Source organism: Rhizobium sp. 01T444, assembly GCF_056398305.1.
Genome location: NZ_JBFTPD010000033.1, coordinates 15,852 through 40,870, shown reverse-complemented (window position 1 = coordinate 40,870; position 25,019 = coordinate 15,852). Strand labels below are relative to the sequence as shown.

At 60.5% G+C, this 25,019-nt stretch carries 25 protein-coding genes; 11 read left to right on the top strand and 14 right to left on the bottom strand.

The window, feature by feature from the left end; genetic code table 11:
- Nucleotides 1-25: 25 nt before the first annotated feature.
- Entirely contained in the window at nucleotides 26-250 is a 225-nt protein-coding gene (locus AC1DTN_RS31000) for a hypothetical protein (RefSeq protein ID WP_310386432.1), read from the bottom strand.
- A 901-nt stretch (nucleotides 251-1,151) separates the two neighbouring features.
- Here AC1DTN_RS31000 and AC1DTN_RS30995 point away from each other — a divergent pair.
- Entirely contained in the window at nucleotides 1,152-1,487 is a 336-nt protein-coding gene (locus AC1DTN_RS30995) for a hypothetical protein (RefSeq protein WP_442205432.1), read from the top strand.
- Between the two features lie 202 nt (nucleotides 1,488-1,689).
- The gene (locus AC1DTN_RS30990) at nucleotides 1,690-1,974 is read left to right on the top strand and encodes a hypothetical protein (RefSeq protein ID WP_477924021.1); all 285 of its coding nucleotides are present in this window, start codon (nucleotides 1,690-1,692) and stop codon (nucleotides 1,972-1,974) included.
- 326 nt (nucleotides 1,975-2,300) lie between these two features.
- On the opposite strand, the gene AC1DTN_RS30985 is transcribed toward AC1DTN_RS30990, so the two are convergent.
- Nucleotides 2,301-3,434, bottom strand: coding sequence for a hypothetical protein (locus tag AC1DTN_RS30985; protein ID WP_477924020.1), 1,134 nt, complete (start codon nucleotides 3,432-3,434; stop codon nucleotides 2,301-2,303).
- 305 nt (nucleotides 3,435-3,739) lie between these two features.
- Between AC1DTN_RS30985 and AC1DTN_RS30980 the strand changes: the two genes are divergently transcribed.
- The 7 genes from AC1DTN_RS30980 (at nucleotide 3,740) to AC1DTN_RS30950 (ending at nucleotide 10,876) form a co-directional block, all read left to right on the top strand.
- On the top strand, nucleotides 3,740-5,659 hold the full coding sequence (locus tag AC1DTN_RS30980) for an adenylate/guanylate cyclase domain-containing protein (protein WP_477924018.1): 1,920 nt from the start codon (nucleotides 3,740-3,742) through the stop codon (nucleotides 5,657-5,659).
- An 833-nt stretch (nucleotides 5,660-6,492) separates the two neighbouring features.
- Nucleotides 6,493-6,918 carry a hypothetical protein gene (locus AC1DTN_RS30975; protein ID WP_477924016.1) on the top strand — a complete coding sequence of 142 codons (426 nt, stop codon included), beginning with the start codon at nucleotides 6,493-6,495 and terminating at the stop codon, nucleotides 6,916-6,918.
- Nucleotides 6,919-7,006: 88 nt separating this feature from the next.
- On the top strand, nucleotides 7,007-7,234 hold the full coding sequence (locus AC1DTN_RS30970; protein ID WP_310386442.1) for a hypothetical protein: 228 nt from the start codon (nucleotides 7,007-7,009) through the stop codon (nucleotides 7,232-7,234).
- Nucleotides 7,231-8,694 (top strand): TolC family protein, encoded by a 1,464-nt coding sequence (locus AC1DTN_RS30965; protein ID WP_477924014.1) that lies wholly within the window; start codon nucleotides 7,231-7,233, stop codon nucleotides 8,692-8,694. Before AC1DTN_RS30970 ends, AC1DTN_RS30965 begins: the two co-directional genes overlap by 4 nt.
- Nucleotides 8,695-8,708: 14 nt before the next feature.
- A complete protein-coding gene (locus AC1DTN_RS30960) occupies nucleotides 8,709-10,058 on the top strand; it encodes a multicopper oxidase family protein (RefSeq protein WP_477924012.1) in 1,350 nt (449 codons plus the stop codon).
- Nucleotides 10,059-10,088: 30 nt separating this feature from the next.
- A complete protein-coding gene (locus AC1DTN_RS30955; RefSeq protein ID WP_439015583.1) occupies nucleotides 10,089-10,568 on the top strand; it encodes a cupredoxin domain-containing protein in 480 nt (159 codons plus the stop codon).
- Nucleotides 10,569-10,591: 23 nt separating this feature from the next.
- Nucleotides 10,592-10,876 carry a copper-binding protein gene (locus tag AC1DTN_RS30950; protein WP_477924010.1) on the top strand — a complete coding sequence of 95 codons (285 nt, stop codon included), beginning with the start codon at nucleotides 10,592-10,594 and terminating at the stop codon, nucleotides 10,874-10,876.
- 381 nt (nucleotides 10,877-11,257) lie between these two features.
- Here the strand turns inward: AC1DTN_RS30950 and AC1DTN_RS30945 are convergent, their stop codons facing one another.
- The 11 genes from AC1DTN_RS30945 to AC1DTN_RS30895 form a co-directional block, all read right to left on the bottom strand.
- Nucleotides 11,258-11,587: a hypothetical protein gene (locus AC1DTN_RS30945; RefSeq protein ID WP_477924008.1), complete on the bottom strand. Its 330-nt coding sequence runs from the start codon at nucleotides 11,585-11,587 to the stop codon at nucleotides 11,258-11,260.
- Nucleotides 11,588-11,649: 62 nt separating this feature from the next.
- The gene (locus AC1DTN_RS30940) at nucleotides 11,650-12,558 is read right to left on the bottom strand and encodes an RDD family protein (protein ID WP_477924007.1); all 909 of its coding nucleotides are present in this window, start codon (nucleotides 12,556-12,558) and stop codon (nucleotides 11,650-11,652) included.
- Nucleotides 12,555-13,634 (bottom strand): stage II sporulation protein M, encoded by a 1,080-nt coding sequence (locus AC1DTN_RS30935; RefSeq protein WP_477924005.1) that lies wholly within the window; start codon nucleotides 13,632-13,634, stop codon nucleotides 12,555-12,557. The genes AC1DTN_RS30940 and AC1DTN_RS30935 overlap by 4 nt, the downstream gene beginning before the upstream one ends.
- Entirely contained in the window at nucleotides 13,631-14,938 is a 1,308-nt protein-coding gene (locus AC1DTN_RS30930; RefSeq protein ID WP_477924003.1) for a DUF58 domain-containing protein, read from the bottom strand. Before AC1DTN_RS30930 ends, AC1DTN_RS30935 begins: the two co-directional genes overlap by 4 nt.
- Complete coding sequence (locus tag AC1DTN_RS30925; RefSeq protein WP_477924001.1) at nucleotides 14,939-15,895, bottom strand: AAA family ATPase; 957 nt, start codon at nucleotides 15,893-15,895, stop codon at nucleotides 14,939-14,941.
- The gene (locus AC1DTN_RS30920) at nucleotides 15,882-17,162 is read right to left on the bottom strand and encodes a hypothetical protein (protein WP_477924000.1); all 1,281 of its coding nucleotides are present in this window, start codon (nucleotides 17,160-17,162) and stop codon (nucleotides 15,882-15,884) included. Before AC1DTN_RS30920 ends, AC1DTN_RS30925 begins: the two co-directional genes overlap by 14 nt.
- Complete coding sequence (locus AC1DTN_RS30915) at nucleotides 17,155-17,883, bottom strand: hypothetical protein (protein WP_477924076.1); 729 nt, start codon at nucleotides 17,881-17,883, stop codon at nucleotides 17,155-17,157. The genes AC1DTN_RS30920 and AC1DTN_RS30915 overlap by 8 nt, the downstream gene beginning before the upstream one ends.
- Before the next feature lie 29 nt (nucleotides 17,884-17,912).
- Nucleotides 17,913-18,356 (bottom strand): DUF805 domain-containing protein, encoded by a 444-nt coding sequence (locus AC1DTN_RS30910; protein ID WP_477923999.1) that lies wholly within the window; start codon nucleotides 18,354-18,356, stop codon nucleotides 17,913-17,915.
- A gap of 311 nt (nucleotides 18,357-18,667) precedes the next feature.
- Nucleotides 18,668-19,114: a DUF805 domain-containing protein gene (locus AC1DTN_RS30905; protein WP_477923998.1), complete on the bottom strand. Its 447-nt coding sequence runs from the start codon at nucleotides 19,112-19,114 to the stop codon at nucleotides 18,668-18,670.
- Between the two features lie 203 nt (nucleotides 19,115-19,317).
- Nucleotides 19,318-19,989 (bottom strand): VIT1/CCC1 transporter family protein, encoded by a 672-nt coding sequence (locus tag AC1DTN_RS30900; RefSeq protein WP_477923997.1) that lies wholly within the window; start codon nucleotides 19,987-19,989, stop codon nucleotides 19,318-19,320.
- Between the two features lie 72 nt (nucleotides 19,990-20,061).
- The gene (locus AC1DTN_RS30895) at nucleotides 20,062-21,468 is read right to left on the bottom strand and encodes a DUF5939 domain-containing protein (RefSeq protein ID WP_477923995.1); all 1,407 of its coding nucleotides are present in this window, start codon (nucleotides 21,466-21,468) and stop codon (nucleotides 20,062-20,064) included.
- Nucleotides 21,469-21,693: 225 nt separating this feature from the next.
- On the opposite strand from AC1DTN_RS30895, the gene AC1DTN_RS30890 reads away from it, so the two are divergent.
- Together AC1DTN_RS30890 and AC1DTN_RS30885 are read left to right on the top strand one after the other, a co-directional pair.
- A complete protein-coding gene (locus AC1DTN_RS30890; RefSeq protein WP_477923994.1) occupies nucleotides 21,694-23,829 on the top strand; it encodes a M48 family metalloprotease in 2,136 nt (711 codons plus the stop codon).
- Between the two features lie 155 nt (nucleotides 23,830-23,984).
- A complete protein-coding gene (locus AC1DTN_RS30885; RefSeq protein ID WP_477924075.1) occupies nucleotides 23,985-24,491 on the top strand; it encodes a hypothetical protein in 507 nt (168 codons plus the stop codon).
- A 50-nt stretch (nucleotides 24,492-24,541) separates the two neighbouring features.
- On the opposite strand, the gene AC1DTN_RS30880 is transcribed toward AC1DTN_RS30885, so the two are convergent.
- Nucleotides 24,542-24,997 (bottom strand): DUF4952 domain-containing protein, encoded by a 456-nt coding sequence (locus AC1DTN_RS30880; RefSeq protein ID WP_477923992.1) that lies wholly within the window; start codon nucleotides 24,995-24,997, stop codon nucleotides 24,542-24,544.
- Nucleotides 24,998-25,019 lie beyond the last annotated feature (22 nt).

Here is a 25,019-nt window from a genome sequence, read left to right as displayed (position 1 = left end):
GATGTAATCACCCAAAGGAAGTAATTTACGGTTCATGCAGTTCACCGGAAGCGTGGAGCTGCGAGATACCGAGTTTTATGATCCTGATGAGATCGGTTTTTCGAGAGCCGTAGGTCTTGCGATATTGTTCGAGCGTCGGCTTGCTGCTGGCGATCTCGGCGAGCACTGGGTCTCGATTGGTTGTTGCTACTAAAGCACCTTTGGCCCAGACACGATCGAATAGAGCACGTTCCTCGTCTTGAGGTGACATGTATGGCCTTCCTTGAAGATTGATTGGATTTTGCAGACGGGCAGAAAACCCGGGGTCACTGCAGTCATGCAAGAATGATGCTCCATGCAAGCATCGCAAAGGCAGCCGCAATGAGTATCCAAATGCAGATTTTAAATCCCGCACTGGACCTGATGCCTGTGCGCCACTTTGTCGTCGGCATATTCCCGGGGTTGACCTTCAACATAACCGCCTCCTGCTTTCCGCTTTAAGAGGCAGCCGCTCCAGTATGAAGATAGCAGGCTCTGGGGAGTTGAATGACGAACGGGAATGTCCGTCGCCTAGCCTCATATAACCATCCGGCAGCCTTATTGTTCCATGCCGTGGTCTGCTGTCATTCGCCGTGGTGAGCAGCGCCCTGCCCCGTCATTGCCACGGCCCGCGGCCGCACACATCACCGGAGAAGAAGTGGCAGGAACGTCACGATCGATGGTGAGCCGGCTTTGATCTGCCTTCGTTCCGTGTCCCTGCTCATCTGTCGATTAATTAGAAGATGCTACTTCATAAATGCTTGAAAATTCATCCTACGTTCACGCAGACAGATAGCATCTTCTAAATTACTATGGAAATATTTTCAAATAAAAATACCAAAAACTTCAGAAAATATCTCGTAATAAAGTTGTATTTTTCCGGTTTTATTTATTTTCAAAATGACAAAAGTCATACTTTTCATTTTTATTATCAAAAAATATTTTATTATTTTGAAAGCCTGCGGTGAGAATGCTACTGGTTATTTTGAAAGCTCCGAATTTGATTTGCAGTCGGCATCCGCAGGAGCTGTTGCGGACTCGTGGCCACAGCGGCCGTGCCGTCGAAACCTCCGCGACAACAGCCGAGAGCCTTGGAGAACAGCGTCCCGGCCCGGCGCGAATAACGGAAACGATTGGCGAAACAGATGCAGTCGGTGCGATATAAGAAAAAAGATCTGGAGTTCGCGCGGCTCCACGCCGCAAAGGCGGCGCGGCACATCACCAGCCAGGAAATCGTCCTTAGAAGGCTGCGCATGATCGGGGCGCCGCTGGATCTGGATTATGCGTTGCTTGGCAGGCTTTACGATCGCCAGAGGAAGGTTCTCTACCATCTGAAGCGGATCGAAGACGTCCTCGACGTGAAGTCCCAGCCGATACAGCCCGACCCACCTGAACCCGGTCGACACGACCCCAGCCTGCATAGCGTTGTGCGCTTCGGCCAACGGCCGGCGCGGTTCGATTGGCAGTGACGCCGGCTTTCCACGACAGCCTGACCAGCCTTGAACGCCGGGGCCTCCCGCCTTGGATAAAGCGCAATGGAAGCGCATAGTCAGCTATTCGGCGGTCAACGAAGCGGGCCCAGCCAGACAAAGGCCCCTTCGCTCCGATCCAGGGAAGGTGAGAATCTTCCACCTTCAAACACTCAATCGCGACATGCGAGAACGGTTGGCCATGGTAAAGATCTTCCTTCCAGACGGAACTGCTGCAGCGAGCCGGAAGCGCTGGCGTCTGCTGGGCGGGCTCAAGCGCGCAGACTATGCGTCGTCCGATCCCCGGCCCCCCGAAAGCGGCGAACATCATGAAGAGGCGCTGGTGATCCGGCACATGAAAGACGTGACGATCCCTCGCCCTGGCTACCCGGCTTCCCGGCGGCGCAAGCTGAACCCCGACCAGAAAGCCCTGGCATCATGGGAGAACGAAGGAGGCGCAGTCCGCATGGAAACCGCCCTTCGTTAAAGCGATAAGTCCGGTCGACGGCCGGACAGGCTTTAGCCAACGCAATTTCAAGATGGTTTCGACGCTGAGCCTGCGAGCGATCCAGGCCCAAAAGGGCCGAAACCTCCTCAGAATTTGAGGCCGGTTATAGGGCTCGCCACGCAATACGTCCGCGAGCCTCTATACCTGCTCAGTCCGCCAAAACGCGTTAAGCGCGTGAAATAATCATAGATGGAAGCAAGAGTCGCGTGAAAAGTGTGTGACACGGCACACTGCGCAATATCGTTTCCATAGAGCGCTCTTTTCGCCGGCCCATGGGCGTGCTTGTCCGATCGATACCCACCGGTCTATCCGGCCTGCAGCACCTCCCCGTCATAGCTCCTGTTTGCTGCATTCTGCACCAGTGCGATCGCAACAGGCGGCAAGAGGAAGCTCCAGAAGGCGAGCCAGGCGATGGAGATCAGGCGCCTCTTTCCGCTCTCGCCGCCGCGATCATTGAGGAGATCGCCAAGCGTCATGAGCAGAACCGGCAGACCGAGCGGCACGAAAACTGCGATCAGCATCGCGGCAAACGGTGTGAGCAGGCGCTGCGAGGGTGCTACCCCCGCAAGCTCTCCATGGATGCGATAGCACCACCAGGCGAGATAGATGAGCGCCGCGATCGCAATGACGAGCACCGCGAGCGCCAGAAGCTGGGTGAACTCGAAAGTGCCGCCCGCCTCGATATCCCCGCCCTGCAGGCCATAGATCCCGAGACTGAGGAGGAAGATCAGCACCATTGGCACAACGAGGATCACGGCAACCATGAGCGGCGATCGCTTTTGCGGCGCAATCGGCCTGTGGCGCTGACGCGGCGCGTCATCGAAGGCGAGAGGCTGCGCCGGCAGAAGCAGGAGGACGGCAACCACCAGGCAGGCGAGAAAACCGAGGGTCAGGGGCACCCCGCCCTGACCGGCCTGATAGAGCCAGGAGGCGACGACGGGCGCGAGACCCGAGGTTAGAATCGTGGTCGACATCAGTGTCAGCGCGCAGCCGAAATCAATCCTGCCGGACCGCCCGCCGACCAGGAAGATCGCGATCGCCAGCGGGAAAACCGCCCGCGCCGTGCCGAACAACAGCCCGAAGACAAACAGGAACGCGGGCGAAGCCCAGAGCGCCGGCGCCGGGATGACTGCAATGGCGACAAGGGCGCAGGCGACAAGCGGCGCGATCAGCGCCGGCCGGCCATGGCGGGTGGCGACGACGAAGGCCAGGAAGGCACCGATGACCCAGCCGGCATTGGAGCCGAGGTAGAAGATCCCGACCGTCTGAAAGCTGCTTCCGGCTTCGCGCGAAATCAGCGGAAAGACCGTGGTGAGCCCCTGCCCGCCAAAGGCCAGAAGCAGCGAGGCCAGAAACAAGGCCCAGTAGCGATAGGTGCTGAGGAAATCGGCCAGCGTCCATTCGGCCCCGCCGGCAGGCTGAGAGATATCGTCCGTCAATGAAACGCCCCCATTCGAAAATCATCGCTCCTCGCCCTCAATGGCGAACCGGTGGAAATACCGCCCATGGCGCAGATAGAAGTGTGTCGGCGATTTTCGAGAGGCTTGGGGGCCATTCAATCGCGGGCTTTTCATTCGCGCCCCAACGACCGGCGAAAACGTGGCATGTGTGACAGCCGCATCCGGCTTGTATAAGCCCTCAAAAAGCGGTTAGCTGCGACAGTTGGGTACGCTCATTCCTGCACAACCACACAAGTTTGAGATGAAACCTGTGCCGAACGCGCCCGCATTTCGAGGAAAGTCTCGTGCGCTGGTCCAAACCCTTAAGGCTGCATCTCGGCGTCCTGGTCGTCGCATCGCTGCTGTTCACGTCGATGCCGATCATCTGGCTGGCCTTCAGCCGTGGAAGCGATGCTGCCGTGAGCGCCGGCGTGCAGCAGATGCGCGATATGAGCGTGCGGCTGATCGAGGGATATCGCAACACGCTGCAGGGAGGCACGGAGGCGGTGGCGCTCGCTTCTACCCTGCCGCTGCTCACCTCTCCGCCGCCTCAGGATATCAAGGCAAAGCAGGAATTCTTTCTGGAGATTCTGCGAAACGTCCCCAATGCGACGAGCATCTACACCGGCTATCCTGACGGCTCCTATCTGCAGGTCATCAACACCCAAAGGCGCGATATCTCCCGGACGCTTGCAGCGCCTGACGGCACGGCTTTCGCGATCCGGACGATCGCTGGCAGACAGAGCGCCAATGTCATCTCGACGCTGCAGTTTCTCGATATAGAGGCAAGGCCGATCGGCGAGCGGCAGGTCGAATACGCATCCTTCGATCCGCGCCAGCGCCCCTGGTATCAGGCCGTCGTTCAGGATGGCGCAACGGTTTCCGTCGGCCCCTATATCACCGGAACGCTTGGTGTGCCGACGCTGACGATCGCAGCACCCATGCGGGACAACGGCCAGGTGGTCGTCGGCATCAACATTCACCTGCAGACCATCAGCCGCCTGCTGGATGCGCGCGAGATTTCCCCGCGGGCGCGCGCCTACATCATCGATGCCGGCGATGATCTCATCGCCCATTCCGACCCTGATATCATGAACCGGATCATCGCTATATGGTCGCGAACGTCAGGTTCGCTTGTTGCGACGGCAAACAGTTTCGACTCGAGCCTCGAAACCGTGGCAAGGCTCAGGCGCGATCCCGCCTTTGCCAATGGCGGCCTGGCACGCGTCGAGCTCGATGGCGAAAGCCAGCTCGTGCAGATCGCGCCCGTCAGCGTCTCCGGCCTGTTTGAGGGAAGTGCCGCCGCAATCATCGTGCCGATGGAGGATCTGGTGGCGGAGGCCCACCGGCTGCTGCTGCACAATCTCCTGATTGCCGGAGCCCTCCTGGCAGCCGGTGTCGCGGCATCGGTGCTGCTGTCGCGCATGGTCAGCCGCTCTCTCAACCGGCTGGCCGACGAGGCGCGCAGGATCGGCGATCTCGATGTCGGCGAGAAAGCCGTATCGCATTCCTGGATAACGGAGATCAACACGCTGGCGACTGCGCTTGCGGCCAGCCGCCACGCCATCGGCCAGTTTGCCCTCTATGTGCCGCGCGAAGTCGTCCGGCGGATTGTCAGCCCAGAGGGGCGAACGGTCGTCAAGGCGACGCGGCAGGATGTGACCGTGCTCTTCACCGATATCAGGGATTTCACCGCCATATCCGAGCAGCATTCGCCCGAAGACGTGGTCGATACGCTCTCGGCCTATTTCGAACTCCTGAACACCATCGCCGAGCGCAATGGCGGCACGGTCGTGCAATATCTCGGCGACTCCATCTTCGTCATGTGGAACGCCCCCGTGCAGGACGACAGGCATGCCGAAAACGGCTGCCGATGCGCGCTCGCCATGAAAGCGGCGGTCGACGGCCTGAACGAGGAGAACACCAGAAACGGCCACCCCGCCCTGTTCACGCGCTTCGGCTTGCACACCGGCCCGGCCGTCGTCGGCAGTTTCGGCGCCATCTCGCGCCAGCAATACACGGCCATGGGTGATACGATCAATGTCGCCTCGCGGCTGGAAGGGTTGAACAAGGATTTTGGTACGTCGATCCTGGTGAGTGCGGCCATTCACGACGCGGTTGGCGACGGGTTTGAGTTTCGGCCGCTGGGGCTGGTGCAGGTGAAGGGGCGCGCGGAGAAGGTGGATTTGTGGGAGCTGGTTGGGGAGAGTGGCGACGCCCGGTAGCAAATGCCGCCATCATTGCGCTACTAGAAATTGAACGGCAATTTTGCTACAAAGGATAGGCTTGGAAGCTTTTCAATACACGCTTGAATAATCAACGCAGAATTCCGTTCTTCGGTGGCCGGAATGTCCGTTTGGAGGCGTCGATGGCTTTCACACCTTCAACAGCGTCCATGGTGTCTTTCGCCGTCATATCGGTCAGCATTTGCGCACAGAGCGATGCCCATCAATCCGGCAGCGGTTGGGCATACCCGCCCTCGTGCTGCAAAGGCAAAGATTTCGGTGGAGACTGCGAGGCTATACCTCGATCCCGGGTGAGGAAGAGTCCCGGAGCGTTCTCCGTTATCCTTCACCCGGGAGACCATCACCTGGTGACGAGAAACCAGTCGTTCCTGATCCCTTATGGAAATGAGTCACCATCCGGAGACGGCGATTTTCACATCTGCCTTCAACCGACGGACGAACCCAATGAGGCGGATGGGATAGGACGAGGCGGACGCTACCATATGAACTGTTTCTTTGCGCCTCCTGACGGCGTTTGATCGCCAACGGGCTTTGGTGGCAGTTGCTGCCCAATATCGGAAATCCGCTGACCGTCGATCAGGCGGGACGGAACGCTCGACCGGATGATCCTGCCGCGTGACGACCAGCCGGTGACCTGAATCGCCAATGCCGATAAAATCGCAATCGAGCGCGATAAAGATATTGACCTTCCAGCAGGGGGAAGCCTTAGACGCACATCCGAACAGCCTCTCAAAGGTCGCGAATCATTGGAAGGTCTGTCGAGGATATTGAAGCGGAGCTGCCTTGATCGCAGCTCCGGGGTTATGGGCAAAATGTATCTGAACGCACTGGGCAGACTGCTCCTTTTCGTGCGGCTGGTGATCATCGTATCGCTGGCAGGATACTCGCTGTCCAATGCGAATGCCGCCATGCACGGTTCGGCTTTCTCCGACTTGCAGTCGCCGGCGATATTGGCTGGCGCGCATGACCACCATGCCATGTCAGGCGACGATCATGCCGCTTCGAGCGAAGACGTCACGGTCCAGGGTGTTGCCGACCGGCATGATCACGGCTCGTCCGCGAGCGATGACGAGCAACTTTCCAAGCAGCAATGCTGCAAGGATTTTTGTGGCGGCTTCGGTATCGTCTGCGAAGCTCACGAGGTCGGCGGACCCATAATCTCTTCAATCCGCCAGTTCGTCGACGATCAGAGCATTCTGGGCGAAGTGCCGCCTCTTCATCGTCCGCCCAAGATCTGAATAGCTGTCGTCCCCGCGTCTGCGGGTCCGAAGGCATGCCGTGGTGAACCGCGCCTGCCCGTGAGACTCTACTATTCGGATTTTTAAGATGAAACCTTCCATATTGGTGGTGGGGCTGCCGCTTATTGCGGGCGGCTGCGCATCCACTCTTCCTCCCGATGTCATTGCACCTGTGGATGTCGAGCAGACCTATTCCGTTCGGCCGCTCCAGTATCGTTCGCCCATCTCGGGATTTGTTGCCCGACAGCCGGTCGATCCCAAGCCCTGGCGACAACAGAACGAGCAGCAGTCTCCGCAAAAGGGAGACGCTTCATGACCGTCGTCAGAAAGCTACTCGCCCTCACCGCCTTGCCCCTCGTCCTCGGAGGCTGCGTGAGCAGTACCGAATATGCGGCGAAAGAGGCCGGTTTCGCGGCAGTTTCCGCCAAGGTCGGCGGGGTTGCCTCCAAACAGACCGTCTGGGTTCAAAACCGGCAGGAAGCCGAAGTGGCCTCCGCTCAGGTGAAGGCGCTTCTTGCGCGCGGGAAGACGCTGGACGCTGAAACGGCAGTGCAGATCGCCCTTATCAACAACAAGGGCCTGCAGGCCGCCTACGCCGATCTCGGCGAGAGTGCTGCCGACGCATGGCAGTCGACGATGCTGCTGAACCCGACGGTCTCGGTTGGCTTCTCCGGTATCGGGACGCCGGAACTGGAAGCGTTCCGGACGATCGAGGGCGCGATCACCACCAACCTCCTGGCGCTGATGACAAAGAAGCGCGATATCGAGATTGCCGATACGCGTTTCCGCCAAGCGCAGCTGAACGCTGCGGTGCGCACGCTGCAGCTTGCAGCCGATACCCGCCGCGCCTGGATCAACGCGGTCGCCGCATGGGAGAATGTGGCACAGCTCCAGCGCGCACAGGCCGCCGCCGATGCGGCCTCCGAGCTTGCCGAGAAGCTTGGCGAGACCGGGGCGATGGCCAAGGGAGCACAGGCTCGCGAGCATGTCTTCGCAGCCGAACTCGCCGGTGAAACCGCCAAAGCCCGCCTGGCCGCCCGCCTGGCGAAGGAAGAGCTGACAAGGCAGATGGGCCTGTGGGGCTCGGATGCCGAATTCCAGGTGCCGAACAGCCTGCCGCCCCTGCCGAAGACAACAATGAAACGCGATACGATCGAGGCGGAAGCGCTCGGCAACCGCATCGATCTTCAGGTCGCCAGGCTCGAACTGGAAGCCACCGCGCGCTCCTATGGCCTGACCGAAGCGACCCGATACGTCACCGATCTCGAAATCCTTGCCGGAGCCGAGTCCGAGAGGGAGATCGGGGAGGACGGCAGGAAAAAGTGGGAGACGACGGCGGTCGGAGAGCTGGAATTCGCGATCCCGATCTTCGACACCGGCAAGGCCCGCATGCGCAAGGCCGAGCTTGGCTACATGCGTGCAGCCAATCAGCTGGCGGAGAAGGCCGTGAACGTCCGCTCGGAAGCGAGATCGGCCTATGAGGCCTATCGGTCGAATTACGACATCGCCCGCCATTACCGCAACAGCGTCGTCCCGCTCCGCACCAAGGTCGAGGAGGAATCCCTCCTCACCTACAACGGGATGATCACCAACACCTTCGAGCTGCTCACCGACACGCGGGACAAGATCAACTCCATCCTGCTCTCCGTCAACGCCAAGCGAGACTTCTGGCTCGCGGACGCCAACCTCGCGCCCGCCGTCTATGGCGGCGGCACGTCCGCGGCATCGGCCGGGACCGAGGTCGCCTCGTCGTCCGAGAGCGGCGGCGGTCATTGAGAAAGGATTTTCACATGTTCAACAGAAGACAACTTTTCGGTGCCGGCGCTGCCCTGATGGCGGCCGGAGCCTGGACGAAGACATCAGCAATGGGCCTGCCGGATGCCCCGGCCATGGGCTCGGCCGACATGCAGCCCCCGCTGCATCCAACCTCCGGGCCGGACTACCAGCCGGTCGTGACGCTGAACGGCTGGACGCTTCCGCACCGGATGAACAATGGCGTCAAGGAATTCCACCTCGTCGCCGAGCCGGTGGAGCGCGAGATGGCCGACGGGATGACTGCTTATCTCTGGGGCTATAACGGGCAGTCGCCGGGACCGACGATCGAGGCAGTCGAAGGCGACCGCGTTCGCATCTTCGTCACCAACAAGTTGCCGGAACATACGACCATCCACTGGCACGGCATGATCCTTCCATCAGGCATGGACGGCGTGGGCGGCCTGACACAGCCTCACATCCCCGTCGGCAAGACCTTCGTCTACGAGTTCGACCTCGTGAAGTCAGGCACCTTCATGTACCACCCGCACTCCGACGAGATGGTCCAGATGGCGATGGGCATGATGGGCTTCTTCGTCATTCATCCCAAAGATCCCGCGTTCATGCGCGTCGACCGCGACTTCGTCTTCCTGCTCAACGCCTATGACATCGATCCCGGCTCATATGTGCCGCGTGTCATGGAAATGACCGACTTCAACATGTGGTGCTGGAACAGCCGGGTCTTTCCCGGCATCAGCCCGCTGGTGGTCTCGAAGAACGATCGTGTCCGGGTGCGGGTCGGCAACCTCACCATGACCAACCATCCGGTCCATATGCATGGCTACGACTTCGAAGTCACCTGCACGGATGGCGGATGGGTGCGGCCGGAAGCACGCTGGCCGGAGGTGAGCATCGACATTCCCGTCGGCGCGATGCGGGCCTACGAGTTCGACGCCAAGTATCTCGGCGACTGGGCGATCCACTGCCACAAGTCGCACCACACGATGAACGCGATGGGGCACGACATCCCGACCTTCATCGGGGCGGACAAGTCGAAACTCGCCGAAAAAATCCGCAAGCTTCAACCTGATTACATGCCGATGGGAACCAAAGGCATGGCCGATATGGGCGAAATGGAAATGCCCATTCCCGAGAACACCGTCCCCATGATGACCGGTTGGGGTCCGCACGGCCCCATCGAAATGGGCGGCATGTTCTCCGTCGTGAAAGTCCGCGAGGGTATCTCGGCGGACGATTACGCCGATCCGGGCTGGTACGAAAACCCGCCCGGCACCCAGGCCTGGGAGTGGACCGGCGAACTGCCGGACGCGACCAAAGCCAAAGACGCAAACACCACCATCACGCCGAAGCCGATGCAACACGGCTGACGCAAATCCCCAGCAACCAAAGGACCTGAAATGAAAATTTATACTCTCGCACTGGCTCTTGCGGCCATCGCCGGCCCTGCCCTGGCCTCCGGCAACCACGCTGGCGGACACGGTGAAAAAATGGCGGTCGGCGAACCCGGCGACAAGTCGAAGGTCACCCAGACCATTCGCGTCAGCATGAAGGAAACCGAGGACGGCAAGATGCTGTTCCAGCCCGCCGTGATCAAGGTTCGCAAGGACCAGACGGTCAAGATCTCCATCAAGAATGCCGGGCAAAGCGACCACGAATTCGTGCTCGACCAGGAAGACAAGATCCTGGAGCACAAGAAGGTCATGGAGAAATTCCCCGAGATGGAACATGCCGACGCGAACTCGCTCCGCCTGACGGCCGGCCAGTCCGGCGAGATCGTCTGGAAGTTCACCACCGGCGGCGAATTCAAGTTCGCCTGCCTAATCCCCGGCCACTACGAGGCCGGCATGCACGGCGACGTCACCGTCGCTGCCGAATGACACATCTAAAGAGGAGACCGAAAATGAAGACTGCAATCAAGATCACCCTCGCCTTCATGCTGTCTGTCGGCGCCGCAGCAGGCGCAATCGCACAGGAATACACCAGGGGCGTCGTCAATAAGGTCGACGCCAAGGCGCAGAAGGTCACGATCAAGCACGAAGACCTGAAGAATCTTGACATGCCCGCCATGACCATGGTGTTCCGCGTCAAGGATGCCGCGGTGCTCGAGAAACTGAAGGCAGGCCAGAACATCGAGTTCGTCGCCGACCGCGTCGACGGCAAGCTGACCGTGACTGAGGTCAAGTAGCCGGATCAGGCCCGGGTCCGTCGCGGACCCGGGCCGTTCCCATTCCGTCTCTGCTGTGCATGGATCAAGGAATTGGGGCGTCCTTTGCGCGTCCGAATAGACGCACGGATACTCCGAAGATTGCGGCAACGGCTGATATGGCGGCAGACTCGGCGCGATCTAGACGGCCTAACGCGGAGTTTTACGCTTATTTTTCGTCACGGCGCGCCACGCTTTGAAATCATTCATGACAAGCCTGAAACCTTCTTCCAAGGCACGCGCAACAAGCATGTTCCATTTGCCATAATACACAGGCTGTTCAAGCGGCGACTTTTTATCAATCTCGGCCTTCGGGCCTCCTTTGTCTTGATCTGATGCCGACTTATCAATCCCAGCGGCCCATCACTGCCACCATTTGGCTTTTTCAAGCGTGACCTTGCGCAGCACATTGTGGCTGTCGCGAACCCGGATCTCGATGACCTTGCCTTTGTTTCCTTTTTTCACCTCCTCGCAAACTGCAAACAACGCCGAAAGTAACGGCTCGCCAACAGGATTCGACATTCCAAGAGTGGTTGCAGCTTTCATTGCCGACTCTGGCGTCATCTTGAAGCCGCATGCCGATTTCGTCATTCCATGAAAGTAGATTGCCGCGGCGGCTGTGCGATCGCCAGCCTGAACGTAACCCGTAGCAGCAAAAACAAGCGCAAAAGCACAAAAAATACGTAGCTTCATTACAGTATCCCTCCAGTATAATCTCTGGCGCAATAAGCTGGCGAACCCCACACTCTCCGCCGTCAAACAAGCTTCTTCGCCTCTGTTTTCGTATGCTCGTGATACTTGTTCTCCCGCACCTTGCCGAACAGCTTCAGACTCTCCAGATGCTCGCGCTGGGCGCGGTAGAAGTCGTTCAGGAAGATGAGCTCCTGGCCGGGCTTCACGGCATCCTCATAGCGAATCCTTCTCGTAATCGTGCGCACGATCTTGATGATCTCCTCGGTGTTGGACTTCTTCGTCGTGTCGCGAAGCACGTCCTCCAGCGTCTGCAGCTCGTATTTGCCGTAAATATCGAGATGCTCGGGCAGGAATTCGAATGCCGGCCTCGACGAAGCCTTGGCAGGAGACGACAGCGCGAGGTCTGACAGCAGCACGGAGCGCGGATTGTCGACCACCAGTGTGCCGGCGATCATGTCGCCGATGCGTTGCCGGCGGCGATTGGCGAGCGGAACGATCACCACCACCAGGAGCCAAACGACCGTCAATCCACCTTCCAGCCCCGACTGTTCGCCGATCGTGCCCAGAAGGCCCATCGGAGCGAAGATCTCCACCTCTTTCATGAGGTTGCGCGCCGCCACCTGATGCGGCGTCAGGCGTCGGCCATCGACATTGATGACGCGGATGCCCGTTATCCGTTTTCCGAGCGTGCGCCCGTTCCAGATCAGCTCCGAGAGCACGTAATAGGGTGTCCGCAGCAGAAAGCCCATCAGGGTGATCAGGACCGTCATGGCGCTCAAGGGCAAGGCCCCCGTGAAGATGACGGCAAGCGCGATAATGACGAAAAGGAGGGTCGTGAAGATGATATCGAGGATCTGCGCGCCCAAACGGGCTCCGATCGAGGCGATCGCGAAACTGATCGGCACGCCCTCTGGCGGGACGAACTGCATGACGCGCTTGCCGTCTGCCATCGTCTGGTCCGGCTGCTTCATCTGCCCGCCCCATGCTTGGCCTTGCCTTCGCGCCCTGCAAGCGAGAGCCATGCGACCCAGAAGACACCCATGCCCCAGCCGATGCCGATCCGCCAGACCGGCTCCTGGACGAGCTGGCGCAGGAAGCCTTCGATAAAGGCTGCCGCGACCAGCATCAGAGCCGCAAGGATCGCGAGCTTGACGGCATCATGCCCCTGGTGGCGCAGAGCCTCTTTGCGGGTTCGCGCGCCCGGAAGAAGAACGGCAAGCCCGAGCCCTGCCCCGCCGGCGCAGGCAATGGAGATCGCCGCAAGCTCGGTGACGCCGTGGATGGAAAGCCAGGCGAAGGCGTCGTAGCCCAGCCCTTTCTGCCGGAACATCGCGAAGAAGGCGCCGAGCATCAGGCCATTGTAGAAGGTCAGAATGAAGCTCGGCATGGACACGAAGACGCCGAGCGCAAAGATCAGTACGGCGATCCCCGTATTGTGGGAAAAGAGATAGGCCGAAAAGGCGGCGAGCCCGTCGCTCTCATGCCGTTCATTGCCGTAGATCGTCGAGCGCAGGTAATCGGCCGATGCGTCCGGCGTGCGCTGATCGGCGAGCTCCGACGGCACGAACGTATAGAACCAGCTCGGATCGCTGCTGCAGAGCCTGTATCCGGCCAGAGCGCCGAGAACGAGCGCCAGGAAGCCGATGAAGAGAGGCAAGGCTGAGCGGCGCACCGCCTGCGGAATGCCCTTGAGCAGCAGGCGGGACATCAGCCCGCCAAGGCTTTCCTGCGGCGCATAGACGACGAGATAGGCGCGCGCACAGAGGCTTTCGAGATAGGCGACCAGCGCCCGGTCGAGCGAAATATCGCGCGCGACGCTGAGCGAATTCATCGCCTGGCGATAGCCGGCCGCCAGATTGCGCACCTCGTTATAGCTGAGCGCCGCAGCCCCGCCCTCCTCCGCCCGGCTCACCAGCTCGTCCAGCTGGCGCCAGTGCGCCTCGCGCTCCAGCCGGAAGCGGGCCGAGCGCAGCAGATCGTTGGGCACCCCGCCGGCATAAAGTGTGGCGCCGCTATCCATCCTGGGGTCGATGCGCAGATCCGTCATATCATCTCGCGGGATTTGATTTCGATGTAGCGGGCAATGAGATCGGAGGTCAGCGCGTCAGGCGTGCTGTCGAGGCAGAGCACGCCGAGACGGGCGAGCTTCTCCATCACGGCGCGCCGCTCGTTGAGGATTTGGCGGGCCGCGACCGAGCGGGCGATGGCATCGAGCGTCGTCTCCTCCGGCTCCGTCAGCTTTGCCAGCATCGGATCGCGCAGAGCAACATAGACGATGAAGTGATGCCGGGCGAGCACCTGGATGTTCTCGATCATCAGCTCCGCCGTGATGCTGTCGACGAAATCGGAGAATATCACGATCAGCGAGCGCCGCTTCAGCCGGCCCGACAGATGCGTCAGGCCCAGCGTATGGTTGGTTTCCTGCGTTTCGTAGCGCAGCTCGGCGCATACCGTCTGCAGCCGCGCAAAGGCGGCGCGCCCCGGCAAGGCCGGCACGAAAAGGCGCGGACGGCTGTCGAAACTGTAGAAGCCGACGAGATCGCCGGCGAGCCCTGCTCCCCAGCACATGGCGAGTGCGGCATTGATGGCGCGATCGAGCTTGGTGAAGCCGCCGAGCTGTTCGGCCATCAGCCGCCCGGAATCGATGCAGAGGATGATCTGGTGGTTTCGCTCAGCCCGCATCTCGCGCACCACGAGATTGCGCATGCGCGCCGAGCGCTTCCAGTCGATGCTGCGCGGGTCCATACCACTGGCGAATTCCCGCAGCTGGTGAAACTCCGAGCCCTCGCCGCGCAGCCGCAAATCCTTCTGGCCGGCTTCCAGCGGCAGGATCTGCGTCTTGATCGCCCCTGAAAGCACCGGCGAGATATCGGGAATGACGGAGATCTCGCGCGCCACCGGCAGGCGCACGATCCTGTCGATGAGCTTCAGCCGTGATGGCCATTTCAGCCAGAGCTCCCGCACCGAAAATTGCCCGCGCCGCGTCAGCTGCAGATCGAAGGACGCCCTCACCGGCCCGGACGAGGCACGCTCCATCCGCCGCTCACCGATAATGAGTTCGGGCGCGGCATCGATCCTGATGTCGATACCCTCGGGCAGCTTGCCCTTCTGCCTGCTGATGCCGACCGTGAGGGGCATCGAGTGGCCGACAAACCCCTGCGGCGGCAGATCGACATCGACAGCCATTCCGCCCGATAGCGCCGAGATGACAAGATCGCCGGTCGTGACGGCCGCCAGCACCACCCAGGCGACGAGCAGCGGCACGCTCATGTCGCGCCACCACACGCTGACGATGGCCGTCAGCGCCGCCATGGCAAGAACAAGCGCGATCAGGAGCGAGGACGGCCGCATTTACCGGGGCGCATCCACGCGGTTCCTGAGGCTGCGCAGCACGTCGTCGGGCGTGCGCCCGTCGATCTCCGCGGAAGGCGACAGCACGATGCGGTGGCGCAAAGCCGGCGTCAGCAGCGCCTGCACATCGTCAGGCAACCCGTAGTCGCGCCCTTCGAAAGCAGCGCGCACGCGCACGGCCGCGGCCAGCGCATCGGCAGCGCGCGTCGACGCGCCATAGAGAATATCGGGATCGGAGCGCGTGGCGCGCACGAGATCGACGATATAGGTGAGGATCGACTTGTCCAAATGGATCGCATCGATCAGCGCCCGGCCCGCCGCAAGCGCCTCGCTGGTCACCAGCGGCCGGATACCGGCTTTGCTGATATCGGCCTTCAGCGCCTGATCGGCATGGCGCGACAGGATCGAGATTTCCGTATCGCGATCGGGAAAATCGACGACGAGCTTGAACAGGAAGCGATCGAGCTGCGCCTCGGGAAGCGGATAGGTGCCCTGCTGCTCGATCGGGTTCTGGGTGGCCAGCACGAAGAAATCCGGCCCGAGCGAATAATCGACCCCGTCAAGCGTCACCATCCGCTCGTTCATCGCCTGCAGCAGCGCCGATTGCGTCTTCGGCGGCGCGCGGTTGATTTCGTCGGCGAGAAGAATGTCGGTGAAGACCGGACCCTTGGTCAGGTGGAACTGGTTGGTCTGGAAGTTGAAGAGATTGACGCCGAGCACATCGCCGGGCATCAGGTCCGGCGTGAACTGGATGCGCCGGTAATCGAGCGCCATGGCGGCCGAAACCGAGCGGGCAAGCAGCGTCTTTGCCGTGCCGGGCGGTCCCTCGACAAGGCAGTGCCCGCCCGAGAATATCGAGATCAGCACGAGATCGATGATCGCATCCTGTCCCTGCACCGCCTTGCCGACTTCACCCCTGATAGTGGTGATGAGATTGCGAAATTCACCTAGATCCAAGGTCGATGCTCCCCAGCGATTTCCTGAATATTTCGAGATTGCGATGCAGATCTGACCGCCGCATGACATGGCCCTGCTCGATCAGCGCCTGCGATGCGGTTTTCAAAGCCTCGGCCTGCGCCTGATCGCGCCGCCCCAGCCGCTGAAACAACCGATCGATACCTGCCTGGTTGGCGAAACCCGGGCCGAAGACCAGCTGCGCCTTGTCGGCCAGAAGATTTTGCACGAACTGCGCCACCATCCGCCCGTCATTGCCGGACAGGCGCAACAGCCGCGCGGTCGCTTCGATCGCCGCGCTCTTCGACAGCTCGATATTTCCGGACGCATCCCTAAGCGGCGGCCCGAAACGCCAGAACCCGCGCCAGAAGCAGATCGCCACGACGACGAAGAGCGTGCCCCAGATGACGGAGAGCGGATAGGCAAAGAAGCGGGTGAGATCGGAGCCGGAACGCTCGTAGGTGCGGCCTTCATCTTTGGGTTTCGCTTCATCCAGCGGCGCCCCCGAAGCATCGAGGTAGACAGGCCCTTTATCGTTCAATGCGCGCAGATGATTGATCAGCGAGACGGCAAAGGCGGCGTTTTCGGCAAGCGTCAGTCCATGATTGTTCAGGAGATCGGGATCCGACAGCAGATCGACATATTCGTTTTTCTTGCACCGCACGAGTAGTACGCCCGAAGGTATGCTCAGCATCTGCCGGCACTCCTTTGGCAGGCTTGCACTGTCGAAAGTCTGAGCCTGATAGAGAGAAATCTTGTGCGACGGCTCAGCGCGATAGCTCACCTCATCTCCCTCGAAACCCGGCCCGTTACGCTGCAGGCGCAGACCCGCAAAACCAAAATCCGTCTTGTCGAGTTCGTTCTGCAAGAGGGAAAGGTCCAGAAGATCTGATTGCCCGGCAACGCCCTTCTTCAACAGAGTGGCGCGCCATTTCGGCATTATGATCAGCGTCGCAAGCCCTTGGCCGACCGCCTCGCGGGTCCAGCTTTGGGGACCCGCGCCGCCCTTTTCCTCGTCTACCGCAGATGCGGCAACCTCCGCCGCTGAGATCGGCAGCGAAAGGATGCGCAGTGAGACTTCCGAGCCCGCCCTTACGATATGCGGATCGGAGCGGACAACGGGAATGCCCTTGGCCTCCAGCCACACTTCCAAGCCCTTGTTGCCAAGTGGCGAGTGGTCGAAATCATTGTCCCGCGGCAACCCAAACAGCGCCAGCGCCGCAAGCCCTAGCAACACGACCAAAATCAGAATGGGACCGGCATTACGCATGGGCGAGCCTGCCTACCGATAGCAAGGCCCGCGCCGAGCCCAGAAGCGTATCGAAATGCCCTTCCTGCAGCGCGCGGCCACCATAATGAACAAGCTCCGCCTCGGAGAGCAGATATTCCAGCCGCTCACGGTCGGGCATGGTTGCCGGCAGACGGGCAAAAACCGCTCTCTCGGTATCCGAGCGGAAAAGCCGTGTTCCCGTCACATCGGCTGCATGCAGCAGGCAGTGCCGGAGCAAAAGCACAAGCGCCTGCCGGCGATCTGCCATGGCGGCAATGCGCTGCAGGACATCATTGGGCCGCTCCTCGCCCGCGACATCCGATGTGCGCCAGCTCTCCGGCGCCTCCCCCTGCCGCGTCTTCACGTCACGCGGCGCAGATGAGAGCAGCACGCCGCCATTGCCGAAAAACATTGCAAGCCCGATGATGACGACAAGGGCGACAAGCACCAGCGCGACGGCCACGGAACCACCGATGGCAGGCTCCTGCGTGGAAAACAAACGATTGTCAAGCGAAAGCGTCGCATCCGGCACAGGCTTGGGCTTTTCGGAACCATCACCATAGGTGAGCTTGCAGCGCACGCCATTCAGCACGCATTGCGTGGCATATTCGCTACCGACAGAGTTGAAAGGTCGGTCGCCCTTCCCGCCCTGCTGACTACCGCTGTCCTGCGCCAGCGCAGGGGAAAATTGGGCCGAGGCGGCCAGCGATAGAGCCACCAGCAGGCCGGCGTGACGAATGGTCGTGCGGCTCAGGCAAAAACCTCCGCTCTCATCTCGGGCCGCAGCGGATCCGGCCCGAACCTGTTCGGACCTTCCGTGCCCCTGAGCACGGTGATAACGAGGATCGCGAGGCCCGCAACAACATTGAGGTAGGGAATCAAGTTTGCGATAAAAAGCGCGAGATACCACCAGCCGGAAATGTTGCGGTCATGGAAACGGCGAACCGTAAGGGATAGCTGCGGCAGCAGCATTGCGAGCGCAAACAGTCCGGCGATGATCCCGACGGCAATGAGCATTGACGAAGGTCCATCCTGACCATCGGAACCGGCGGCCAAAGCAGCCAAAATTCCAAGTCCGATCAGCACCAGCCAATAGAACAGCTGAAACCACCAGCATTCCGAGCGGGAGGCCCGACCGGAGAAGGTTGCATATTTTTGCGTCAGAACCGTCCGAACAGCGTCGGTAAACCCCATAAAATGCCCCCATTTCTGCTTGTTGCAAGCGTGGTGACCCCTCACCATCGCCTTGGAATGACAGTTGTTTCGAATGAGAAACAGCTACGATTCAAACACAGAATTGCAATAAATCAGTCGTATCCGTCACTATTCAAAAATGATAACGCTTTTGCGTTCAATTTCTTCATCACATAGCTGGAATTAGGCGTTCGATTCCATCGGAAGCGGGCCGCCGCGCTGTCCGCCCTGTCCCGCCCCTGCACAAGGCAAAACAGGGTCAAGATGGCAATAGCGCAGCCAGCAAACCCGACATTCCCGATGGCGATGCCTTAGGCAAAAACCTCGGCTCTCACTTCCGGACGCAACGGATCCGGGCCGAACTTGTTCGGGCCGACAGTGCCCGGAAGCACGCTGATCACGAAAATGGCGATGCTCGCAATCAAACCGACATAGGGAACCAGCCCCAGGATCACCAGCGCGAGGTACCACCAGCCGGAAATGTTGCGATCATGGAAGCGGCGTATCTGAACGGCTAACACCGGCAAAATAGTTGCAAGCAGACACAATCCGCCTATGACCATGAGACCAATGACAAGCGACGAAAGTCCATCCCCACCGCCAGAGGCAGCGGCGACCGCACCGACGACAATTCCAAATGCGGTAAAGGCCAGGACATAGAATAGGTAAAACCACCAGTATTCCGAGCGGGATGCCCGGCCGGAGAAGGTTGCATATTTTTCTCTCAGAACTGTGCGAACAGCTTCAGTAAACCCCATCGAAATGCCCCCATTTCTGCTTCCTGCCGGCGCGGCGACGACTCACGATCGCTTTGAACCGGCAGCCGTTTCGGATGAGAAAGTGCTACAATTCAAACGCAGAAATTGCAATAAGCTAGGTATATCGGACTCACAATTTGAAAAAGTAACGATTGCACGTTGAGTTTTCTCATCAGCGCGCCGCGCGTCAGGCATTTAATCCCTTAGCCGCCCAGCGCCACCGCGATTGCGACCAGAAACAATCCAAGGCAGGTCATCGCCATACCTGCATAAAACGGCCGGCCACCTGAAAAACCTGCCCATGCATAACCCGTCACGAAGAGCAGGACGACCAGAAACAGGTTGCTCGCTCTCAGCGCCCGGTCAGCATTGTCGATCAGAAAGAAAGGGATGACGGCGGGAAGCGCGGTGGCCGAGACCAGCAGGAAGATTGCGACCGCAGCGCGCAGATCGGCCTTCGTCAGGGACAGTTTTACCGGCTCGGCACGACGCGTGAGCGCAAGCATCGAGCGATAAAGCGCCTCCGCATCGGCAGCCTCTGCAGAGAGCGGTGATCCTTCGACCGGAAACTCTTTTGCGATGACGGTGAGCGCGGTGGCTTCGTCCCTGGCCGCCCTGATCTGCCGAAACAGCCGAAGACGCCTGCTCCTGTAAAATGTCGTCCCCAGGATGAACAGGACGGCGTCTATGATGCCCCAGGCGACGTTGCATCCGATTGTCGCAACGACGAGGTCGCGGACATCCAACCCTTCCTCGCCAAGCACGAGCCTCGAACCGACCGTCCACGTCAGCGCCATGATCAGCCCAAAAAGCACCTCGCCGAGCGCATCGCCGGGATCGAGGTCTGCGAAGATGGAACCCGGAGACATATTCATCGTCTGTGCCCTTGTCTCGTTCGCGGTTATTTCACTGCTCGCGAGCCCGCACGACCTGAAACGTCCGATCCCTCACGACAGCGCGAAAATCCTCACTTCCCGCCCGATGCCCTGAAGTTCCTCCATGCGGGAAACCTGGCTGATGCCGCTGTCGCGCAACATCTCCGAAACCTGCTCATTGCCGACGACCGCCTCCGTCGTCAGGATCACCTGCGGTTCGGCAAGGCCCTGCACGCGGGAGGCGATGTTGACCGTCTGGCCGAAATAGTCCTGCCGGTCGTTCATGCTGACGGCAAGGCAGGGGCCCTCGTGGATGCCGATCTTCAGGAGAAGATCCTCGCTGCCGCGTTCGGCATTCAGCCGCAGCATCGCTTCACGCATCCTGAGTGCTGCCGCCACCGCGCGGTCCGGGCTCGGGAAGGTCGCCATCACGGCATCGCCGATAGTCTTGACGACTGCGCCGGCCTCGGTGGCGACGATCTCGTGCAGAACCCGGAAATGCGTGCGCACCAGATCGAAAGCGGCGAGATCGCCGACGCGCTCGTAAAGCGCGGTCGAGCCGCGCAAGTCGGTGAAGAGGAATGTCAGGCTGGTGATCTTCAAGCGCTGGTCGACATCGAGCGTGTCGGTGCGGTAGATGTCGCGAAAACTCTGATTGGTCAGCAGACGCTTGGCCGTCAGGAAGGGCCGCCTGTGGCCGAGAATGTCATGCATCTCGTCTGACGCGATGCATACATTCGGCAGCACGCGGCGATCGGTGTGGTTTTCCAGCGTCAGGCGCAGCAGGCCGGGGCGCAGTGTCAGCGTTTCGTTCTGCGCATGACCGTGGCTGAGGACCATAGACAGGTTCTGGCGTTCGCTGGTCGGCTCGCCTTGCACGTCGAGGAACTGCGCCGAATGCGTCACCGCATCGAAGATGATGATGAACTCCGCCGGCAGCTGCAGCGAGACGAAGGCCCGCTCGCCGGGGTCCAGTTCGACCATTTCCAGCAGGATGCGCGCAAACCTTTCTTCGAGGTCATCGGGCAGGTCGACCCCGGACGAGAAGAAGATCTGCCGGTAATATTCGAGCGGCGGCAACCGGTCGGGGTCGTGGGCGGCGATCCTGCGCACGCGCGGACTGACCGTGAAGGTAACCTCGACCATCTCGTCGAGCGTCGGCTCGTAGCCGGCCGCACACAGCGCGCAATGATAGGCGTCCCGGTCGACGGCTTTCAGGGTGGCACCCGTATCGAGCACGCCGCCGCATCCCGGGCAGAGCACATTCCAGGTCATCTCGAAGGCGCCGATGCGGGCGGCATGCAGAAACGCCGCGATCACCTTCTCCTCATCGAGATTGTGTGCTTTGGCGAAGGCCAGCGCATTGATGCGGTTGAGCTCGCGATCGGCGCCATGCCTGACGACATGCTCGATGCATTCGACGGTCTGCGGGTCAGCCGCCTGACGCAAAGCGGTAAAAAGCACGTCCACTTCGCTCATGGGACAAGTCTCCGTGCACGCAACGCTACGGCGGATAATCCGTCGCAGAGCGGAATTATATCACGAAATCTCCTGATAGAAATCTGGACAGCCCAAAGTTGCATTGCGCTCGATCGAACGTCAATTTTTGTAAGTCAGTTGATCTCAGCCGCTTGCCCTACAATTGATACGGGAATAATTCCTAGGCACTTTATTCGTGACCGGTCACCCGACCAGGGAGGGACAATGCGGAAGTTCAAGATTCCTCACAGCATGAGCCTTGTGATCTGGCTGGTCCTTGTTCCGGCACTGCTCTTCGGTCTCGGGCTATGGCAGGCCGAGCGCGCTGCCGAGACAGCGGCACAGTCGCAGCAACAGGCACAAGACCTCAAGGCAACGCTCGCCGAGGTCAGGAAGATCGCGGAAACAGAACCGGGAGCCATGCTGACGTTTCAGTCAGACGCGGGGCCGAGGTCGCTCTCTGCAATGGTCGCCGTACCGCAGATCGAGGCGGCACTGGACCAGGCAGAACAGGATCTCGAGATTTCATCGATCCGCCGGCCGCTCCCCTGGGGCACGATCGGTGGCGCGATCCTGGCATTCGTCAGCGGCATCCTCGGGCTTGCCACGGCGACTATCAGCGGCTTGAGGGCACGGCGATCTCAGGAGCAGTTGGTCAGGAGTTTCGGACGCTTACGCATCATTCTGCCTTTCGTCCTTGCGGCCCTTGTCATCGGATTTTGCATCGGTATCGTCTGTGCAGCCGTATTCGAAGCGATCAGCATGGGCCTATGGGCGGACTTCTCGTCCGGCAGCGCCAAGCTTTTCGTCCTGGCCCTTGGCCTAGCCGGGCTTGCCGCCTACAGCGCCTTCCTTGCATTGCGCGGTCTCAGGAACGTCTTTGCGCTGTTCGCTCCCCAGCCAATGGATGTTTCCGGGCGCAGGGTGGAGGAAACCGATGCACCGGGGCTTTTCCGCTTCGTCCGCGATCTCGCCGACCGGCAGAAAGCCGTGCGGCCGGACACCGTTGTAGTCGGTCTCACCAACGGTTTCTTCGTCACCGAAAGCGAATTGCGGCTTTGGCCGGAAGACGAAGTCATCGGCGGGCGAACACTCTACCTGCCCGCTCCCTATCTCGACCTGCTCGACGAGCCGGAGGTCGCGGCGATCATCGGTCACGAATTGGCGCATTTTTCCGGCAAGGACACGCTCTACAGCCAAAGGTTCACGCCGATCTATGCCGGCCTCTGGCGATCGCTTTCAGCTCTGCAGCGCGGCGACGGCGGCAGCTTCGTCTTGTATCCAGCAGCCATGCTGGGCTTTCATGCCCTCCAGCGGTTCGACCATGCGGTCAACCATTGGAGCCGCATTCGCGAGTTCGATGCGGACCGAAGCGGCGCGCGATCCAGCTCCGTCGTCGGCGCGGCCTCTGCCCTCATCAGAACCGGGCTGATCCCTCCCGCCCTCGATCACGTCTTCAGCCTCGTCGCCAATCGAGTGCTGGCTGCGGAAAATTCGGAGCCTGAGCCTGACCTGGTTGCCAAGACCTCGGATCTCGTTCGTCTCCATGGCTGGTCCGATCCGGTCTCCCTGCTCGAAGATCGGCAGCCGCATCCGACCGATACGCATCCACCGACCAACCAGCGCATTCAGGCAATGGGGCTCACGGTCGACAAACGGCTGCTTGACCTCGCCACGCGCGCTCCAAAACCAGCCGGCCTCACATTCGCCTTCGAGCTATTTTCGGATTGGAAAGCGCTTTGCAGCCAGCTGAGCGGCGATTACCTGGACCAGGTGCGCGACCTGCGCACGGCTCGCCAGCAGGCGCTCGAAGAACTCGCCGCCGCGGCGCCGGGCGAAACGATCCTCTACGATAACGTCAAGCCGATGATCTGGACGATGGCGATCGTCGCAGCCATCTTTGCAGGGTTCGGAGTGATGGTTACGGTCTTTGCGGCGGAGCTCGGCTTTGCGCAGGATTATTTCGCCAGGACACTGCTATCCGGTATCGCCGCAGCCGGCGTCATCGGCTGCGGCCTTTACGCGCTCTATCTTCACAAATCGGCAGCTCAACCCCTCATGGTCCTGACGCCGGCGGAGTTGCGGGCCTCGATGCTCGATGGGCCGGTTGCCTGGACCGATGTCGCCGCCCATCAGGTATTTGCCTCGAGCCGGTTTGCGCTGCGCCTTTGGCTGGCCCCGTCTGCCTCGCTTCCCGCAAAGAAGTGGCGAGCGCTTTACAGCAAGATCGACCGCAAACAACGCGTCGTTACCATCGGGGCAATGGGCATCCGCGGTATGAAGGCCACGGAATTCAGCGCGCTCGTCGAACGTTACCATAACGCAGCTCACGCGCTGAAGGAGCTTTCCGAGTTCTCGTGAAGTCAGCAAAATGCGCAGCGGTTTCGCGTGCGGAATTGTGTGAAAACAAGGAGATAGAGCATTTCCGTGATTTGAGGAAAAACGGAAATGCTCTAGACGTTTGGCTGGAGCCGTTGGACTGGGTCACTCCGGATCAGAGAAAAGAGATAACAAAATTGCAGCAGCGAAACTCACTTAAGGTCGTAGCCACCCTGGCGGTCGTCGCATCCCTATGGTGCACTCTGCCTCTGCAAGCGCAGGAACCAGCCGGCGGCCTGACGTGGTCCAAGGATCCGGCCAGCCATTGCGAATTCGTGTCTCCTGTTTCCCTGACGTCAGGTCCGACATACTGGACCGGCGCATGCCCGGGAAATAAGGCTTCCGGACCGGGAATGCTGCGTCGCCGCGATGGCGATCGCGCCGGCCCCGCTTTCTACGGGGAAATGCAAGCCGGAGTGCCCGTCATCGGCGTGATCGACAACGAAGGCTATCGTGTCGGCGGCTTCAAGGACGGCGATATCGGCGGCGATGCGGAACTGGAACCTCAGGTCAGGCTGGACGCGTTCCGCGCAGCAGCAAAGGCCGCGCGGGAAGTTGCCGGGCTATACGCCAAACAGGGGAATGCAGCCTCGTCCCGCCACTACGAAACCATCGCGCAGCAGCTGGATATGCAGATCGAATGATGGTCCGACACGGCGGTTCCGCGGATTGCGATCCGCTTCGCGCCGCCTTGTCACATGTCTTCCGTAAACGTCTCCACCGTGATCCCGAACACGGTGATCTGGTGCCACTCGCTGCGGCTGGAAACCATGGTTTCCTCCGAGACCATGGAGATCAAAAAGTCACGGCCCATTGAATCACGGAACTGGCTGGCGGGAGAATCCCATAGGCAGCAGGAGCGTTTGAGGCGGTTCAAACCCACAGTCTTGATGAGATAGGCCTCGGTGGCAGCCGCGTCCCGGCCGGATACGCGATATGTCGCCTCAAGCGGTTTGCCCTGCCGATCCGGGGCGTAGCTGCACCCGGCAAATTCTACATGATCGGGCTTCTTCTGCATCTGCGCCAGAAAATCGCCGCAACCCTGCGCCGTCACCTCGGCGTCCAGGATAGGAGCGGACCCTGCCATCACCGGCGGCGCGACGGCGCAACACAACGACCATATGGCAAAAAGACAAGCGGCGAACTTCATATCCAACCTCGACTGCGCCGCC

Coding starts and splice junctions, on each gene's coding strand:
- AC1DTN_RS30965 (WP_477924014.1), top strand. CDS start 7,231: ATGACCGTCGTCAGAAAGCTACTCGCCCTCACCGCCTTGCCCCTCGTC.
- AC1DTN_RS30935 (WP_477924005.1), bottom strand. CDS start 13,634: ATGACGGATCTGCGCATCGACCCCAGGATGGATAGCGGCGCCACACTT.
- AC1DTN_RS30930 (WP_477924003.1), bottom strand. CDS start 14,938: ATGCGGCCGTCCTCGCTCCTGATCGCGCTTGTTCTTGCCATGGCGGCG.
- AC1DTN_RS30890 (WP_477923994.1), top strand. CDS start 21,694: ATGCGGAAGTTCAAGATTCCTCACAGCATGAGCCTTGTGATCTGGCTG.
- AC1DTN_RS30955 (WP_439015583.1), top strand. CDS start 10,089: ATGAAAATTTATACTCTCGCACTGGCTCTTGCGGCCATCGCCGGCCCT.
- AC1DTN_RS30970 (WP_310386442.1), top strand. CDS start 7,007: ATGAAACCTTCCATATTGGTGGTGGGGCTGCCGCTTATTGCGGGCGGC.
- AC1DTN_RS30895 (WP_477923995.1), bottom strand. CDS start 21,468: ATGAGCGAAGTGGACGTGCTTTTTACCGCTTTGCGTCAGGCGGCTGAC.
- AC1DTN_RS30975 (WP_477924016.1), top strand. CDS start 6,493: ATGTATCTGAACGCACTGGGCAGACTGCTCCTTTTCGTGCGGCTGGTG.
- AC1DTN_RS30950 (WP_477924010.1), top strand. CDS start 10,592: ATGAAGACTGCAATCAAGATCACCCTCGCCTTCATGCTGTCTGTCGGC.
- AC1DTN_RS30960 (WP_477924012.1), top strand. CDS start 8,709: ATGTTCAACAGAAGACAACTTTTCGGTGCCGGCGCTGCCCTGATGGCG.
- AC1DTN_RS30990 (WP_477924021.1), top strand. CDS start 1,690: ATGGTAAAGATCTTCCTTCCAGACGGAACTGCTGCAGCGAGCCGGAAG.
- AC1DTN_RS30880 (WP_477923992.1), bottom strand. CDS start 24,997: ATGAAGTTCGCCGCTTGTCTTTTTGCCATATGGTCGTTGTGTTGCGCC.
- AC1DTN_RS30940 (WP_477924007.1), bottom strand. CDS start 12,558: ATGAAGCAGCCGGACCAGACGATGGCAGACGGCAAGCGCGTCATGCAG.
- AC1DTN_RS30945 (WP_477924008.1), bottom strand. CDS start 11,587: ATGAAGCTACGTATTTTTTGTGCTTTTGCGCTTGTTTTTGCTGCTACG.
- AC1DTN_RS30910 (WP_477923999.1), bottom strand. CDS start 18,356: ATGGGGTTTACCGACGCTGTTCGGACGGTTCTGACGCAAAAATATGCA.
- AC1DTN_RS30900 (WP_477923997.1), bottom strand. CDS start 19,989: ATGAATATGTCTCCGGGTTCCATCTTCGCAGACCTCGATCCCGGCGAT.
- AC1DTN_RS31000 (WP_310386432.1), bottom strand. CDS start 250: ATGTCACCTCAAGACGAGGAACGTGCTCTATTCGATCGTGTCTGGGCC.
- AC1DTN_RS30905 (WP_477923998.1), bottom strand. CDS start 19,114: ATGGGGTTTACTGAAGCTGTTCGCACAGTTCTGAGAGAAAAATATGCA.
- AC1DTN_RS30920 (WP_477924000.1), bottom strand. CDS start 17,162: ATGCGTAATGCCGGTCCCATTCTGATTTTGGTCGTGTTGCTAGGGCTT.